At 67.0% G+C, this 15,169-nt stretch carries 11 protein-coding genes and 2 tRNA genes; 7 read left to right on the top strand and 6 right to left on the bottom strand.

What is annotated here, in order from left to right; all coding sequences use genetic code 11:
- Positions 1-71 precede the first annotated feature (71 nt).
- A tRNA-Lys gene (locus tag AC1DB8_RS13915) sits at positions 72-144 on the top strand.
- 151 nt (positions 145-295) lie between these two features.
- Here the strand turns inward: AC1DB8_RS13915 and AC1DB8_RS13910 are convergent.
- The 6 genes from AC1DB8_RS13910 to AC1DB8_RS13885 all read right to left on the bottom strand — a co-directional run bounded on the left by AC1DB8_RS13910 (position 296) and on the right by AC1DB8_RS13885 (position 6,603).
- A complete protein-coding gene (locus AC1DB8_RS13910; protein ID WP_476893357.1) occupies positions 296-1,177 on the bottom strand; it encodes an ABC transporter permease in 882 nt (293 codons plus the stop codon).
- Complete coding sequence (locus tag AC1DB8_RS13905; protein ID WP_476893356.1) at positions 1,174-2,103, bottom strand: ABC transporter ATP-binding protein; 930 nt, start codon at positions 2,101-2,103, stop codon at positions 1,174-1,176. The genes AC1DB8_RS13910 and AC1DB8_RS13905 overlap by 4 nt, the downstream gene beginning before the upstream one ends.
- A 166-nt stretch (positions 2,104-2,269) precedes the next feature.
- Positions 2,270-4,735, bottom strand: a complete 2,466-nt coding sequence (locus AC1DB8_RS13900) for a S8 family serine peptidase (RefSeq protein WP_476893355.1) — start codon at positions 4,733-4,735, stop codon at positions 2,270-2,272.
- 220 nt (positions 4,736-4,955) lie between these two features.
- Complete coding sequence (locus tag AC1DB8_RS13895) at positions 4,956-5,528, bottom strand: hypothetical protein (protein ID WP_476893354.1); 573 nt, start codon at positions 5,526-5,528, stop codon at positions 4,956-4,958.
- Between the two features lie 77 nt (positions 5,529-5,605).
- Positions 5,606-5,740 carry a hypothetical protein gene (locus tag AC1DB8_RS13890; protein ID WP_441417421.1) on the bottom strand — a complete coding sequence of 45 codons (135 nt, stop codon included), beginning with the start codon at positions 5,738-5,740 and terminating at the stop codon, positions 5,606-5,608.
- A gap of 389 nt (positions 5,741-6,129) precedes the next feature.
- Entirely contained in the window at positions 6,130-6,603 is a 474-nt protein-coding gene (locus tag AC1DB8_RS13885) for a MarR family winged helix-turn-helix transcriptional regulator (protein WP_476893375.1), read from the bottom strand.
- 95 nt (positions 6,604-6,698) lie between these two features.
- Between AC1DB8_RS13885 and bcp the strand changes: the two genes are divergently transcribed.
- The 6 genes from bcp to AC1DB8_RS13855 all read left to right on the top strand — a co-directional run bounded on the left by bcp (position 6,699) and on the right by AC1DB8_RS13855 (position 15,111).
- A complete protein-coding gene (gene bcp / locus AC1DB8_RS13880; RefSeq protein ID WP_441417420.1) occupies positions 6,699-7,172 on the top strand; it encodes a thioredoxin-dependent thiol peroxidase in 474 nt (157 codons plus the stop codon).
- A gap of 110 nt (positions 7,173-7,282) precedes the next feature.
- Positions 7,283-7,364: transfer RNA gene (locus AC1DB8_RS13875), tRNA-Leu, on the top strand.
- A 298-nt stretch (positions 7,365-7,662) separates the two neighbouring features.
- The gene (locus AC1DB8_RS13870) at positions 7,663-8,349 is read left to right on the top strand and encodes a fasciclin domain-containing protein (protein ID WP_441417419.1); all 687 of its coding nucleotides are present in this window, start codon (positions 7,663-7,665) and stop codon (positions 8,347-8,349) included.
- Between the two features lie 217 nt (positions 8,350-8,566).
- On the top strand, positions 8,567-10,219 hold the full coding sequence (locus AC1DB8_RS13865; protein WP_476893374.1) for an ABC transporter substrate-binding protein: 1,653 nt from the start codon (positions 8,567-8,569) through the stop codon (positions 10,217-10,219).
- Between the two features lie 79 nt (positions 10,220-10,298).
- Positions 10,299-11,801 (top strand): malate:quinone oxidoreductase, encoded by a 1,503-nt coding sequence (locus tag AC1DB8_RS13860; RefSeq protein WP_476893353.1) that lies wholly within the window; start codon positions 10,299-10,301, stop codon positions 11,799-11,801.
- A gap of 82 nt (positions 11,802-11,883) precedes the next feature.
- The gene (locus AC1DB8_RS13855) at positions 11,884-15,111 is read left to right on the top strand and encodes an efflux RND transporter permease subunit (RefSeq protein ID WP_476893352.1); all 3,228 of its coding nucleotides are present in this window, start codon (positions 11,884-11,886) and stop codon (positions 15,109-15,111) included.
- Positions 15,112-15,169 lie beyond the last annotated feature (58 nt).

Genomic DNA, 15,169 nt, shown 5'->3' with positions numbered 1-15,169 from the left:
TGTAGAGTTTCATGTCGTTGCGGAGAACACCGCGGGAAATAAAAAGCCCGGGGCGAACGAAAACAACAGCTGCACCTCTAGCTCAACTGGCAGAGCAATTGACTCTTAATCAATGGGTTCCGGGTTCGAGTCCCGGGGGGTGCACAAGCCAAAACCCCGTCTTTTCGGTCTGACCGGAAAGACGGGGTTTTTTGTTTTGCATGGATCGGCGGCCCTGACATCCAGGGCCGCCGGGAGCGTACACACATGCGACGCCGGCGGCGACCCGGTCAGGCGTTGCTGTCAGGCGTTGCTGTCAGGCATCGCGGTACTTCACCGACGCGAGTCCGCCGCCCACTGCGGCTGCCGTCCAGGCAAGCACAACAAGGCCGCCCTGGACCGGGGTTAGCCGCTCGGGCGAGGTCCGGATGGCGACCATGTCGCCCCCGGCGGACGCGGGCAGGAACAGGCCGACGTCCTGGAAGGCGTCCCCCAGGCCCGACAAGATGGCAACGATGACCGGAAGAATCATGAGGATGCCCAGCGTGGCGACAAGGCCGCCGACGCTGTTGCGCAGCATGGCACCAATGCCAAGGCCCAGGACGGCGATCAGAGCCAGGAAGACGGCGGCGTTGAGAATGCTCCGGACCACACCGTCGGCGGTAAGTGCGTAGTCCAGACCCTGCGGCTGCAGTATCGGCTGGGCCACAGCGTACGAGATGAGAGCTCCGAGGATGCCGGTGGCGAAGGCGGTTGCGGCGATGACGAGCGTTTTCGACAGCACGGCGGTCATCCGGCGTGGCACGGCGGTGAGCGTCGTGGTGATCATGCCGGTGCTGTATTCGGAGCCGATCTGGATGACGGCCAAGGAGGCGATCAGGAACTGGGCGACCATGATCCCGGTTGCGGGGACCTCGCGGGCAAATATGCTGAATTCCTTCAGGATGCCCTCCCGCTCAGCTCCAGCGGGCCCGCCGTAGACGGCGAACGAGGCAGCCATGTCTGCCACCGAGAACGCTTTGAGCATGCCGACCCCGACCATGCCGAGCAGCGCGACGGCGAGGATGACGTAGCTGGAACGCAGCGAGGTCAGCTTGATCCACTCGGCGTGCACGGCCCGGAGGAAGGTGAGCCTGGTCCCGTTGTCCCGGCGAGGGACGGCAGTGGCACCGTTGCTCGGGGTTACTGTGGTGCTCATCGGGTTCCCTCTCCGGCCCCGGCCAATGCGGCGGAGCGGTATTCGACGTCGTCGCGGGTCAGTTCCATGAAGGCCTCTTCGAGCGTCGCCCGGACCGGGGTCAACTCGTGAATCAGTGCATCGCATTCCCGCGCTATCCAGGCGACCTTCCGCGGTTCGGCACCGGAGACTTCCAGGAGGCCCGGTTCAAGTTCGCGAAAGAGGATCCCGCTGGCTGCCAGCCCCGCCTGCAACCGGGTTGATTGGTCGCTGCGCACCAGCGCCCTGTCCTGCCCCTGGGCAAGGATCTCGGCTACGGGCGCGTCCGCGATGATCCGGCCCCGGCCGATGACGATCAGGTGGTCGGCAGTCTGCGCCATCTCGCTCATCAGGTGCGAGGAAAGGAAGACCGTCCGGCCCTCGGCGGCGAGGCCTTTGGCCAGGTTGCGGACCCACTGGACGCCTTCCGGATCGAGTCCGTTGACAGGCTCGTCGAAGATGACCGTCCGGGGATCCCCTAGCAGTGCGGCAGCAATGCCGAGGCGCTGGCCCATGCCGAGCGAGAACCCTTTGACGCGCTTGCGGGCCGTCTCCGAGATCCCGGTCATCGCCATGACTTCCTCGACGCGGCTGCGGCTTATGCCGTGTGTGGCTGCCAGAACGGACAGGTGTTTGAAAGCGCTGCGGGCCGGGTGAACAGACTTGGCATCCAGGAGGGCACCGACTTCGTGCAGCGGCGCCGCGTGCCCGGCATACGGCCGTCCGTTCACCAGCACCCGCCCCGCGGTGGGCCGGTCCAGTCCCAGGATCATGCGCATGGTGGTGGTCTTGCCGGCCCCGTTCGGGCCCAGGAAGCCGGTCACCTGCCCTGGCCGGACGGTGAACGTGACGCCGTCAACGGCGGTGCGCTTCCCGTAGGTCTTGGTAAGGCCGAATGCCTCGATCATGGTCCAGCTTTCTTCTCGGCGAGTCTGGCGGCTGACGTTCCGTTCGGAGCCAGCACACAACTCACCGCCCCCGCTACCAGTAAACATGCGGGGGTGCCGCCTGCGCGGGATTCAGGCGCCGTTTTCTGCATTTCCTCTGCCGCGGGTTCTTGCGGCACGCGGGGGTTTACGGGACGGGGGCGCTGTACCCCGAGTACCGGGCCAGGCTGGTGTAGCCGGCCTTCGAGCCCACAACGCGCACACTCATGACGTCGTAGCGGTCAGCCCAGATGATCCGGTAGTAGCGGCCGGTGGCACCGGAGATTGCCGCGCCGGACCGGTACCACTGGTAGCGGAAAGCAGTGCCGGCGGTCCAGGTGCCCGTGTTGGCGGTCAGCGTGTACCCGTAGCGGGCGGAACCGGAGATCCAGGGCCGCGTGGAAACAAGTGTTCCCGCCGCGATGGCACCGGTCGTGGCGGAATCCTTCACGATGGTGGTGTACCCCGCCTTGATCCCGCCGACCCGCAGCCGCATGATTTTCCCCTGATCGGCGGCCCCGAGGGTGTACTTGGGCCCGGTGGCCCGGCTGATGGGAAGACCGGAGCGGTACCACTGGTACTTCAGGAACGTGCCGGCAGTCCAGGTGCCCGTCACCGCTGTGAGCGTGTAGCCCACCTTGCGGGTGCCGCTGATCATTGGTGTCGGGCCGGTAAGGGTACCGCGCGCCACGGCAGCCGACGAAGGCGAGTCAAGGGTGGCCGATCTCTGGTCGGGCCACGATGCCGTCACCCGGACCTTCAGGGTCTGGCCAAGGTCGCCGGCTCCGAGGGTGTAATGGGTCCCGGTAGCCCCGCTGACCGCTACGCCGGACCGGACCCATTGGTACTGGCGTGCCACGTCGGCCGGCCAGTCCTGGGGGCCGGCCGCCAGCGTCGAGCCGACCCTGGCCGTCCCCGAGAGGGAGGGCTGCGGGACCACTACGACGGGACTGGTGGTGGCCGCACTCGGGTTGTAGCCGTCGGCGGAGCCGGTCACCGTGACGCTCAACAGGGCGCCTGCGTCCGTGGCCGCGGCCGGGTAGGTCACGGCCGTGGCGCCGGGGATCGCGACGCCGTCGCGCCTCCACTGGTAGCTCAGTGAGGCTCCTTCGGGCGACCACGTTCCCGCCGAAACCGTAAGCGCGTGTCCGACGACGGCGTCCCCGTCGATCCGCGGCACGCCGGCCGTGATGTAGGGGACGGCACTTGGCAGTACGGAGCCGACGGCGGCGGCCGCGTCCACTAGACCGTTGCCGCAGCCTCCTGTGCTGCAGGTGCCCGGCAGCGGCCTGGCCGTCTCCTTGAGGATTGTCTCGACCTGGGCCGGGGTGAGGGCCGGGTCCGCGGACAGCATGAGGGCCGCGACGCCGGCCACGTGCGGCGCGGCCATCGACGTGCCCTGCATGTAGCCGTACGTTTCGGAGCCCTGCACGGTGGTGCCATTGTTCCAGGTCGAGAGGATGGTGTTGGCCCGGCCGGTGGAGCTGTCGCCGCCGGGGGCGCTGACGTCGACCTCGGGACCGTAGTTGGAGTAGTAGGCCTTGTTGCCTTCACGTCCGGTCGCGCCGACGGTGATGATGTTGTTGCAGTTGGCCGGGGTGGAGCCGGAGGCGGGTGAATTCTCGTTGCCGGCGGCAGCGACGACGGTGACGCCCTGCGCGGCGGCGTAGTCGAGTGCGGACTGGAAGTAGCTGCCGCACTGGCCGGATCCGCCCAGGGACATGTTGATGACCCTGGCGGGGTTCGCGTTGGCCGGGACTCCCGTAACGGTTCCCCCGGCGGCCCAGACGACGGCGTCGGCGATGTCGCTAAGGTAGCCGCCACAAGTGCCGAGGGCCCGGACCGGGAGGATCTTGGCGGAGTAGGCGACGCCGGCGATGCCGAGGCCGTTGTTGGCCGCCGCCCCGATCGTCCCGGCGACGTGGGTTCCGTGCCAGGACGACGATGAGCCGTTGCAGGAGTCCCCTGCGTCGCTGGCATCGCCGTCGCGGCCGTCCCCGTCGTTCGACTTAGTGCTGTCGGAGATGAAGTCGTAGCCCGGGAGGACGTTCGTCAGGTCGCTGTGGGGCGTGATGCCGGTATCGATGACGGCCACAACGGCGCCCAGGCCGGAAGTGGTGTCCCAGGCCGCGGGCACGCGCATCCCTGCAGTGTCTTCGGACAGGTCCCATTGCTGCGGGTACAGCGGATCGTTCGGGGTTGATGCCGGGCGGACGAAGGTGTCTGGCTCGGCGTATTCGACGTTGGACTGGACGCGCAGGGAGGCGAGGACTTTGTCGCTCCCCCGAGGGGTCAGCGCGCCGTCGGCCTGGACGACGGCCGCCCCGCGTGCCGTGGCGTGCAGCTCCTTGACGGAGACGCCCGAGCTCCTGGCCGCCTGACCGTAAGCCTTGGCCCGGGCGTTGACCGTTCCGGCGGTTCCGGTCTTGAACTTCACGACGAAGCGGCCGCTGGCCCCCGCGGGGGGCGCCGAGGCAGTCAAGGGGGAGGCGACCTGGCGTGAATCGATGGCTGGATCCGTAGCCGCTGCGGCCGGGAAGGCGAAGAGGGTGCCGAGCAGGACGGCGCCCGCGCCCAGTGATGCGACGGCCGTGGAAAGACGCCTTGTGGTCATGCGGGTCCTCAGGGCATGGCCGGCGTCGGCCGGCGGACGGGCGAGAGCGGGAAACGTACGCGCTCAACCAGCCCCGGGTCTCCGAAAGAACTTTAACCCAGAAGCATCGGGTCTCGCCGCAAATTGCGGGAGCCCTTGGTCTTTCCTGCGCGTTTCCTGCCGGTGCAGACAGCAACTTCCTAACCTGTGAGCGGGGCGCGCGACGCTGTCCGGGACCTTACTAGGGAGCCCGGTCCCCGCGGCGCCTGAGCCCCAAAAGTGCCCAGGCTGACAGGAGCAGGCCTCCGGCCGCCAGCAGGAACGCCCCCGCGCGCAGTTCAGGACCGCGGCCCTGTGAAACCTGCGCAACGACCGCGGGGGCCTCCGAAACGGCGGATTGCGGCGACGACGGCGTTCCCTCCGCCGCAGAGGGCGTAGCAGTGGCCCCGGCCGGGACCGAGGCCGCGCCCGATCCCTGGACCGGGGCCTTGGAGGGCGCCGCCCGGACGGCGGTTTTCGCGGAGGGGGCCGGTGTCGGGCTGGAGGGTGCGGCGGACGAGGGTGCCGGAGCGGCCGGAGCGGCCGGCGGTGCCGACGGTGCTGCCGGAGCCGTAGCCGGGGGCTTGACGGTGCTCGACGGCGTCGGGGTGGGGGTGGGGGTGGCCGAGGGCTCGCATCGGCCCAGGGGGATCAACACGACCGGACCGCAGGGTTCGGCGTCGGCCGGGGCGGCGATAGCGAGGGCAGTGGAGGCAACCAGGGCAAGGACAGCCAGGGCCGTGACAGCCCAAGAGGCACTCTTACGCGTTCGCATCCTAGACATCCTACGTTCCACGGATCGGCGCCTCGGGATTTCCGGACAGCTCGCGCCCTTACGGCGCTGGCCCGGGCCTAGCGCCGACCGGCTGCCGCCAGCTGGAAATGGATGGGCAACGCGAGCTGGATCGGTTCAGTGCCGAGCGGCTCGTCGAGCAGCTCGTTGATCGAGGTCTGCCCTTCCAGCTCAGGCGGTGGCACCGTTTCCATAGGAAAACCTTATGCGAGCCTCCACCCGGGGAGGGGTCAGGACACGGGGTGGGCTGGATCAGGGAACAGCCCTATGCAGCCCCGCGTCAAACGCGGGACTCACGTTGCGGCGGGACCGGCTGCCGGCGAACAGCGGCTAGGATTTCGCCGGCGCCTCTTCGTGAGGGTCGCAGCCCTCACAGAACACAGTTGTGGCGTATTCGCCGCAGCACTGGCAGTGATGTTCCAGGGACCTGGCTTCGAGGACGTACCTTGTCATGACCTCATGCTCGCCCAGCAGGGCCGGCTTGAACCCAGTAGTGGCTACTTGTTTCCCGCGCCGGGCTATCGGGGTCCGGAGCAAGCGCCGGCAGTGCCCTAACTAGTCGGCGCCAGTGGGCGACCGCGGCCTAGTTGGCTTCGGCGGACACAGTAGGCTCCACCGCTGTGACGATCGCCTTCGCTTCCGTCGTGGTCATGCGGTTGGCCAGTTCCCGGACCACGGACTGCAGCTCGTGCCGCAGGGAGTCGGGATCGATCGAAGCGGCGGCGAGCACCGAGCGCTCCATGTCCGCGGCCGCAACGACGGCTTCGCGGCCGCGGTCCGTCAGGGTGACGACGTGGCTGCGGCGGTCCGAGGCGCTGCGCTCCCTGGAGATGTGACCGTGGGCTTCAAGCCGGCTCAGGGTTTTGCCCATGGTCTGGGCTTGGACGCGGACCAATTGCGCCAATTGCGCTTGGGTCATGGGTCCTTGAGCGGAGAGCACTTCCATCGCAATGACCCCGGCATGGGTCAGGCCAATGGCCCCCAGCTTCTCGTTCCAGGAGTGTTCTACAAGGCGTGCTGCCGTGGACAATAGGCGGCCCGTGGGCCAGCGATCCATATCAGGCATACCAAAGAGTATAGCGATTGTGCGATTCGTGGGCCGCGCCCGGGCTCACTAGGCTGGAATTCCCTAAAATTGTCAAGGAGATAAACATGCCTGAACGACTCGTTCCCGGAGACGACGCGCCGGACTTCCAGCTGTTGGACTCGGCCGGACGCGAGGTCGGCCTGCAGGACTTCCGCGGCCGGAACACGGTGGTCTACTTCTATCCGGCGGCTGCCACGCCGGGCTGCACCAAGCAGGCCTGCGACTTCCGAGACTCACTGGCGGCCCTGCAGGGTGCGGGCTATGACGTCGTCGGCATCTCCCCCGATCCGGTCGCGAAGCTCGCGGGCTTCGCGGCGGCCGAAGGACTCAGCTTCCCGCTGCTCTCCGATCCGGACCACGCGGTGGCCGAGGCGTACGCGGCATGGGGTGAGAAGAAAAACTACGGCCGCACCTATGAGGGCCTGATCCGTTCCACCGTGGTGGTCGGTCCGGACGGCAAAGTCACCCTGGCGCAGTACAACGTGCGCGCTACCGGCCACGTCGCCAAGCTGCTCCGCGACCTGAAGCTGGACGCCTAGCTGCCCTGCCCCGCAGTTCGGCCCCGGCGCCGGGCTGCGGGGCAGAACTGTAGACTGGTGCCTGGCATCCGCCGTCGAGGGTCTTTCGGGCCCGCGAACGACGGCGCCGCGCGCGAGTGGTGAAATTGGCAGACACGCAGGATTTAGGTTCCTGTGCCTTCGGGCGTGGGGGTTCAAGTCCCCCCTTGCGCACAATGCAAAACCCCGGTCGTCGGACCGGGGTTTTGCTGTTTAACTCTGGAACTAAACCGGGGACCGCCCCTCCCGCACCCGCCAAAAAGCCCGGAATCCCGGCGAAGCCGCCCGCCCGCCCCGCCGCCCTGAACCGGTTCCGAAAAAGAATTTCGATTCCCACCCATCTCTTTCCGCCAAGCCCGCGAATACCCATTGAGACACCAACCAAGGGTCGGTGCCCGACAGTCGGAGAAAGGCCACAGCGGCAAAAACGTCGCTGCAGGCAATGAAATCGGCACAACAAAGGAGAATCGAAATGCAGACCATCAAGCGCACGACTTTCGCCGTTGCAGGTATCGCTGCTGCAGCCATGCTCAGCCTCACTGCCTGCGGCGGTTCCAGCACGGGATCCAGCTCCTCGGCTCCCGCTTCCACGCCGTCGGAGTCCGCCATGTCTTCCAGCATGGCCCCGTCACCGTCCATGAGCTCCTCCGCCGCAGCGATGGACCCGGCAGCGGACCTCGTCGGCTCCGGTTGCGCCGCCTACGCCTCGCAGGTTCCCGACGGTAAGGGTTCCGTCGCCGGCATGGCGCTGGACCCGGTGGCCGTAGCCGCCTCCAACAACCCGATTCTGACCACCCTGACGGCCGCCGTCTCGGGCAAGCTCAACCCCAAGGTCAACCTGGTGGACACCCTGAACGGCAGCGAATTCACTGTCTTCGCTCCGACGGATGACGCGTTCAAGAAGATCGACGCCGCCACCATCAACAAGCTCAAGACGGACGATGCCCTGCTGAGCAAGATCCTCACCTACCACGTAGTGCCCGGCAAGATCAGCCCGTCTGAAATCGTGGGCACCCACAAGACCGTCCAGGGCGGTTCCGTGACCGTCACCGGCAGCAAGGACGCTCTCAAGGTCGACGGCGCCAACGTGGTCTGCGGTGGCGTCAAGACCGCCAACGCCACGGTCTACATGGTCGACTCGGTCCTGATGCCCAAGTAGGCATCACCAAGACCTCCTGACCCGGATCCAGCCTGACTCCCTGGATCCACCTGGAGAAACGAAGGCCCGCACCGGACGGTGCGGGCCTTCGCCTGTTCCCTCCGGGCGGGTCAACTAGACTGGGGCTGTTCCGCAGCCGGCGGCCAACAAGTTCCCAGAGGTGATTCCTTCAGTGCCCAGCAGTACCGCGCCCATCAGCACCGGCCCCCGCAGGGCGTTGCGCCGCATCGCGGCCGGCTTCGGCGCGGTCCTGCTCCTGCTGCCGCTGGCCTCGTGCACCGGAGCGCCGGGCCCCGCACCCTCGCCCACCTCCGCCAGCGCGTCCGACGCCGGGCCCACCGCCACTTTCACCTTTGGCACCGCCTCGCGCCCGCTCGGCCTGGATCCGGCCCTGGTGTCCGACGTCGACTCCTACCGCATCACCCGCCAGATCCTCGAGGGCCTGATCGGCGTCGACCAGACCAGCGGCAAGCCAACACCCCTGCTGGCTACCGAATGGACGACCAGCGACGACGGCCGCGCCTACACCTTCAAGCTCCGCGAGAACGTGAAGTTCCAGGACGGCACGGCCTTTAATGCGGCGGCCGTGTGCACAAATTTCAAGCGCTGGTTCAACTTCCCCGCCGCCCTCCGCAAGCAGGCACCCGGCAGCACCTTCAAGGGTGTGTTTATGGCGCACGCGGACCAGGCGTCGCTGTCCATCTACAAGGGCTGCACCGCGCTGGCGGCAAACAGCGTCCGGATCGATCTCACCCAGCCCTTCACCGGGTTCCTCCAGGCGCTCACCCTGCCCGCCTTCGCGATCTCCTCGCCGCACGCCCTGGCCGCACAGTCGGCCGACGTGCTGAACCAAAAGCGCGAAGGCCAGCCGGTGTCCGCCTACGCCCTGCACCCTGTAGGCACCGGCCCCTACGTCTTCGACTCCTGGGACAACAACACCGTCACCCTGAACAGCAACAGGCGCTACTGGGGCGACAAGGGCCAGATCGGGACCATCAACTTCGTCACCTACGACCACCCGCAGGCCCGGCTTCAGGCCCTGCTTGACGGGAAAATCGATGCCTACGATTCCGTGACCGTGGGCAACTTCGACCAGCTGGTCAAGCGCGGCAAACAGATCATCCAGCGCGATCCCTTCTCCGTCATGTACCTGGGCATGAACCAGGAAGTCCCGGTGCTGCGGAAGCTCAAGGTCCGCCAGGCGATCGAGATGGCCCTGGACAAGGACACCTTGATCCGGAAGTTCTTCATTGACAACACCGCCGCGGCCTCGCAATTCGTCCCGCCGAAGCTGAGCGGCTTCAACAACAACGCACCCTCCCTGGGCTACGACCAGAACAAGGCCAAGGAGCTCCTCGCCGAGTCCGGCTACAAGGGTGAGGAACTGAAGTTCTACTACCCGCTCAACGTCACCCGGCCCTACCTGCCGACCCCGGAAAAGGTCTACGCGGAGATCAGCCGCCAGCTCACCGCCGTCGGGCTCAACATCAAACCCGTTCCGGTCGAATGGTCCGACGGCTACCTCCAGAAGGTGACCTCCCCCGGCGACCACGCACTGCATCTGCTCGGCTGGAACGGGTCCTACGCGGATCCCGATAACTTCGTGGGCCCGCTTTTTGGTGAAAATACCGGTGAGTTCGGCTACCAGGACCCCCAGGTGTTCTCGAAAATCTCCCGCGCCCGGGGCCTGCCGGACGGCAAGGACCGGACAGAGCAGTACCAGACCATCAATGCGCAGATTGCCGCGACCGTGCCCGCCGTGCCGATTGCGTTCCCAATCTCGGCACTGGCTCTGTCAGACCGGGTGCTGAAGTACCCAGCGTCGCCGGTCCTGAACGAAGTTTTCACGAACGTCGAACTAAAGCCTTGACGGGACGGCCCAATTTCAGTTAGTGGGCCGTGCGGGGATATTCTGTGACAGCCAGAGCCGCTGCTATCGGAGACTGATTGTGACTTTCATTTCCAAGACCCAACATGCCGACGTCGTCCTGATTGGCGGCGGCATCATGAGCGCCACGCTGGGCGCCTTCCTGAAGCAGCTTGAGCCGAACTGGACCATTTCGCTCTTCGAGCGCCTGGACCAGCCGGGGCTTGAAAGCTCCGATCCGTGGAACAACGCCGGCACCGGCCACGCCGCCCTGTGTGAGCTTAACTACTCCCCCGCAGCCAAAGACGGCTCGGTGGACCCAGCGAAGGCCCTGCACATCAACGAGCAGTTCCAGCTTTCCCGCCAGTTCTGGTCCCACCTGGTCACCAACAACCTGATCGGTTCCCCCAAGGGCTTCATCAACACCGTGCCGCACATGAGCTTCGTGGTCGGCGACGCCAACGTCAAGTTCCTGCGCACCCGCTACGAGGCGCTCAAGCCGAACCCCCTGTTCCGCTCGATGGAGTACTCCGAGGACCACGCCCAGATCGCCAAGTGGGCACCGTTGATCGTCAAGGGCCGCGATCCGAAGCAGCACATCGCCGCCACCCGCGCCGCCGAAGGCACCGACGTCGACTTCGGCGCCCTGACCCGCGAACTGACCGGCTACCTCGCCAACAACGGTGTGGAAACCAACTACGGCCACGACGTCACCGGCATCAAGCGTGCCTCCGACGGCGGCTGGGACCTTGCACTCAAGCACCCGCGCTCCGGCGAGCACGGCTCGATCCACGCGAAGTTCGTCTTTGTCGGCGCCGGCGGCGGTGCGCTGCACCTGTTGCAGGCCTCCGGCATCCCGGAAAGCAAGGGCTTCGGCGGCTTCCCGGTCTCGGGCCAGTTCTTCCGCTGCACGGACGAGACCCTCGCCGGCCAGCACAGCGCCAAGGTTTACGGCCAGGCCTCCGTCGGCGCCCCGCCCATGTCCGTCCCGCACTTGGACACCCGGTTCGTCAACGGCAAGCGCTCACTGCTGTTCGGCCCGTACGCCGGTTTCTCCACGAACTTCCTGAAGAACGGCTCCTACATGGACCTGCCGCTGTCCATCCGGCCCTCCAACATCATTCCGATGCTTGCCGTGGCCAAGGACAACATGGATCTCACCGCATACCTGGTTAAGGAAGTCGCCAAGCGGCACGGAGCCAAGGTCGAGGCCCTGCGGGAGTACTACCCGGAGGCCAAGGACGGCGACTGGGAGCTCATCACCGCCGGCCAGCGGGTGCAGATCATCAAGAAGGATCCGAAGAAGGGCGGCGTGCTGCAGTTCGGCACCGAGGTCATCGCCGGCCGCGACGGCACCATCGGCGCCCTGCTTGGCGCCTCCCCGGGTGCCTCCACGGCCGTGCCGATCATGATCGAGCTGCTCCAGAAGTCCTTCCCCAAGAACTTCAAGGGCTGGCAGTCCAAGCTCAAGGAGATGATGCCGGGCTACGGCATCAAGCTCAACGAGAACCCGGACCTCGCCGCCAAGCTCGAGGCCGAGACGGCCGCGGCACTCCAGCTGGAGCCGATCAGCGCCACCCGCTGAAACTCTTCCGGGTTGCGGCACGTTCAATCCCTGTGACGTCACGCTGTGACGTACCTCCGTCGACCCATCAGGAGACCATGAGATGTTCCGGCTGGCCAAGCTTTCGCTAGGAAACCGGGCGCTGATCGCGCTGATCACCGTCTTCGCGTCGGTCTTCGGCGTAATCACGATGACCTCGCTCAAGCAGGAGCTCATCCCGTCCATCGAGTTCCCGCAGATCACGGTCATCACCTCGATGCCCGGGGCCTCTCCGGAAGTCGTAGACAAGCAGGTCAGCGGGCCGCTGGAGACGGCGCTCAACGGCGTCGAGGGGCTGGAGTCGACGTCGTCGACGTCGCGCAACGGCGTTTCGCAGATCACCCTGGCGTTCACCTACGGCTCCAACCTGGACCGTGCCCGGAACCAGATCGACCGCGCCATCTCCAACGCGAAGCAGGCGCTGCCGAAGGACGTCCAGCCGCAGGCGATCGCCGGCAGCATCAGCGACTTCCCGATCGTCTATCTTGCGGTCTCCTCGGACAAGCCGTTGAGCGAACTCAACGCGGACCTGGCCCGCCTGAGTGTGCCGCGGCTGCAGAAGCTCGACGGCGTGCGCGGCGCCGAAGTAACCGGCGGGGCCACCCAGCACATCAAGATCCTGCCGCGGCCGGCGGCCATGGCCGCCTCCGGCACCACCATCGCGTCCATCTCCGAGGCGCTGAAGAACAACGGCAGCCTGGTTCCGGCCGGCAGTATCGAGGAGCAGGGCAAGACGCTCTCGCTGCAGATCGGCAGCCCGGTGGATTCCCTTGACGCGATCAAGGCCCTGCCGCTGGGGGGCGCCCGCGACGCCGCGACAATCGGCAGCGTGGCGGACGTCAGCATCACCGAGGACGCCCGCACCTCGATCACCCGCACCAACGGCAAGGAAACGCTGGCCGTCTCGGTCACCAAGAAGCCCGAGGGCGACACGGTGGGCATCTCCCACGCGGTCAAGGACGCCATCCCGCAGCTTGAGGCCGAACTGGGGTCCAACGCCAAGTTCACCCCGGTGTTCGACCAGGCGCCGTTCATCGAGAAGTCCATCAAGGACCTCACCACGGAGGGCCTGCTGGGTCTGGGCTTCGCCGTCGCCGTCATCTTGCTGTTCCTGCTCTCGGTGCGCTCCACGCTGGTCACGGCCGTGTCCATCCCGCTGTCCCTCCTGATCACCTTCATCGGGCTCTCCGCGACCGGCTACTCGCTGAACATCCTGACCCTCGGCGCGCTGACGATCGCGATTGGCCGCGTGGTGGACGACTCGATCGTGGTGATCGAGAACATCAAGCGCCACCTCAGTTACGGCGAGCAGAAAATCACCGCCATCCTGACCTCCATCCGCGAGGTCGCCGGCGCAATCACCGCGTCCACGCTTACCACGGTGGCGGTCTTCCTGCCGATCGCGTTCGTCGCCGGACTCGCCGGTGAGCTGTTCCGGCCCTTCGCCCTCACCGTCACGATTGCTTTGGTCTCCTCGCTGCTGGTCTCGCTGACCATCGTTCCGGTGCTGGCGTACTGGTTCCTGCGGACCCCGGCGGACAAGGCCGGCGCCTACGTTTCCGAAGCCTCAGCCCGCGAGACCGCCGCGAAGGCCCACGAGGCCGAGCAGCGCAGCTTCCTGCAGCGCGGCTACCTCCCGATCCTGACCAAGACCCAGCGGCACCCCGTCATCACCCTGGTAGCGGCCGTTTTGGTCCTCGGCGGCACCGCAGCGATGTCGCCGCTGCTCGCAACCGACCTGCTGGGCCGTTCCGGCGAAAACAGCATGAGCGTGCGGCAGGCCCTTCCGGCCGGCACCAGCCTGGCGGAGGGCAGCGCCGCGGCCGTCAAGGTCGAGAAGGCCCTGCGCGGCATCGACGGAATCAAGGACGTCCAGGTCACCACCGGCAACGCCCAGTCCGGCTTCTCAGCCCTGCAGTCCACCGGGGCGGCGAATTCCAGCTTCACCGTCGTGACCGAGGAGAAAGCCAACCAGGGCAAGCTGCAGGACACTGTCCGCAAGGAGCTCGCCAAGATCTCCGACGCCGGCAAGATCACGGTGGGTTCGCAGCAGGGCGGATTCGGCACGACGTCGACTGTCGACATCACGCTCAAGGCCGCCAGTTCCGCCGACCTCAAGACCGCCAGCGACGCCATGGTCAAGGCCATGGACGGGGTTCCCGGCTCGTCCGAGGTCAGCACCAACCTGGCCGCGAGCCAGCCCGTGGTCCAGGTCAAGGTGGACCGCGCCAAGGCCGTTGCGGCGGGCCTGAACGAACAGCAGGTCGCCGGCGTCCTGGCCGCCACGATCAGTCCGGTCCCGGCCGGCACCGTCCGCATCGGCACAAACGACTTCCCGGTCCGGATCGGCGAAGGCACCCGTTTCACCAGCATCGGCGCCGTGCGCGACCTCCCGCTGCCGACGGCGCGGGGCCCGGTCCCGCTGTCCTCGATCGCTTCCGTGGAACAGGTGGAGGTTCCGGTCTCGATTACGGCCAGCAACGGCCAGCGGACCGCTCGCGTCTCCGTCACGCCGTCGGGCGGAAACCTGGGTGCGGTAAGCACCGAGGTGCAGGACCGGCTCAAGTCGGTCCAGCTGCCGCCGGGCGTCACGGCAGAGATCGGCGGCGCCACCACGCAGCAGGCCGAGTCCTTCGGCCAACTGGGGCTGGCACTGCTGGCCGCCATCGCGATCGTTTACGTGATCATGGTCGCCGCGTTCAAATCCCTCGTGCAGCCGCTGATCCTGCTGGTCTCCATCCCGTTCGCAGCCACCGGCGCCATCGCGCTGCTGCTGGTGACGGGCGTCCCGCTGGGGCTGCCTTCGCTGATCGGCATGCTGATGCTGGTGGGAATTGTGGTGACCAACGCGATTGTGCTGATCGACCTGATCAACCAGTACCGCCAGCCGCGCAACGGCGAGCCCGGCATGAGCGTGGCGGACGCGATCACGCACGGCGCACGCCAGCGCCTCCGGCCGATCCTGATGACCGCGCTGGCCACCGTGTTCGCGCTGACCCCGATGGCTCTGGGACTGACCGGCGGCGGGGGCTTCATCTCGCAGCCGCTGGCCATTGTGGTGATCGGCGGCCTCATTTCCTCCACCGCCCTGACGCTGGTCCTGGTGCCCGTGCTGTACCGCTTGGTGGAGGGCCGGCGCGAACGGAAGGCGCTGCAGAAGGCCAACGGCGGCAAGGCCACCCACGGGCGCCGGGCCCAGCCCGCGCCGTCGGACGCCGCGGACGCCGTCGACCGGCTCGATGAGCAGGACGAGGCGGACGAGCCGAACGAGGCACCGGCGCTCCGCAACTAAATTCCGCCCCGCCCCCGCCCCTCCCCAACTAGCTCGCAATAGTTGTCGTTTTGCCCGC

This window comes from Arthrobacter sp. 10N410 (genome assembly GCF_056394945.1).
This window is presented reverse-complemented; position numbering and strand designations above follow the sequence as displayed.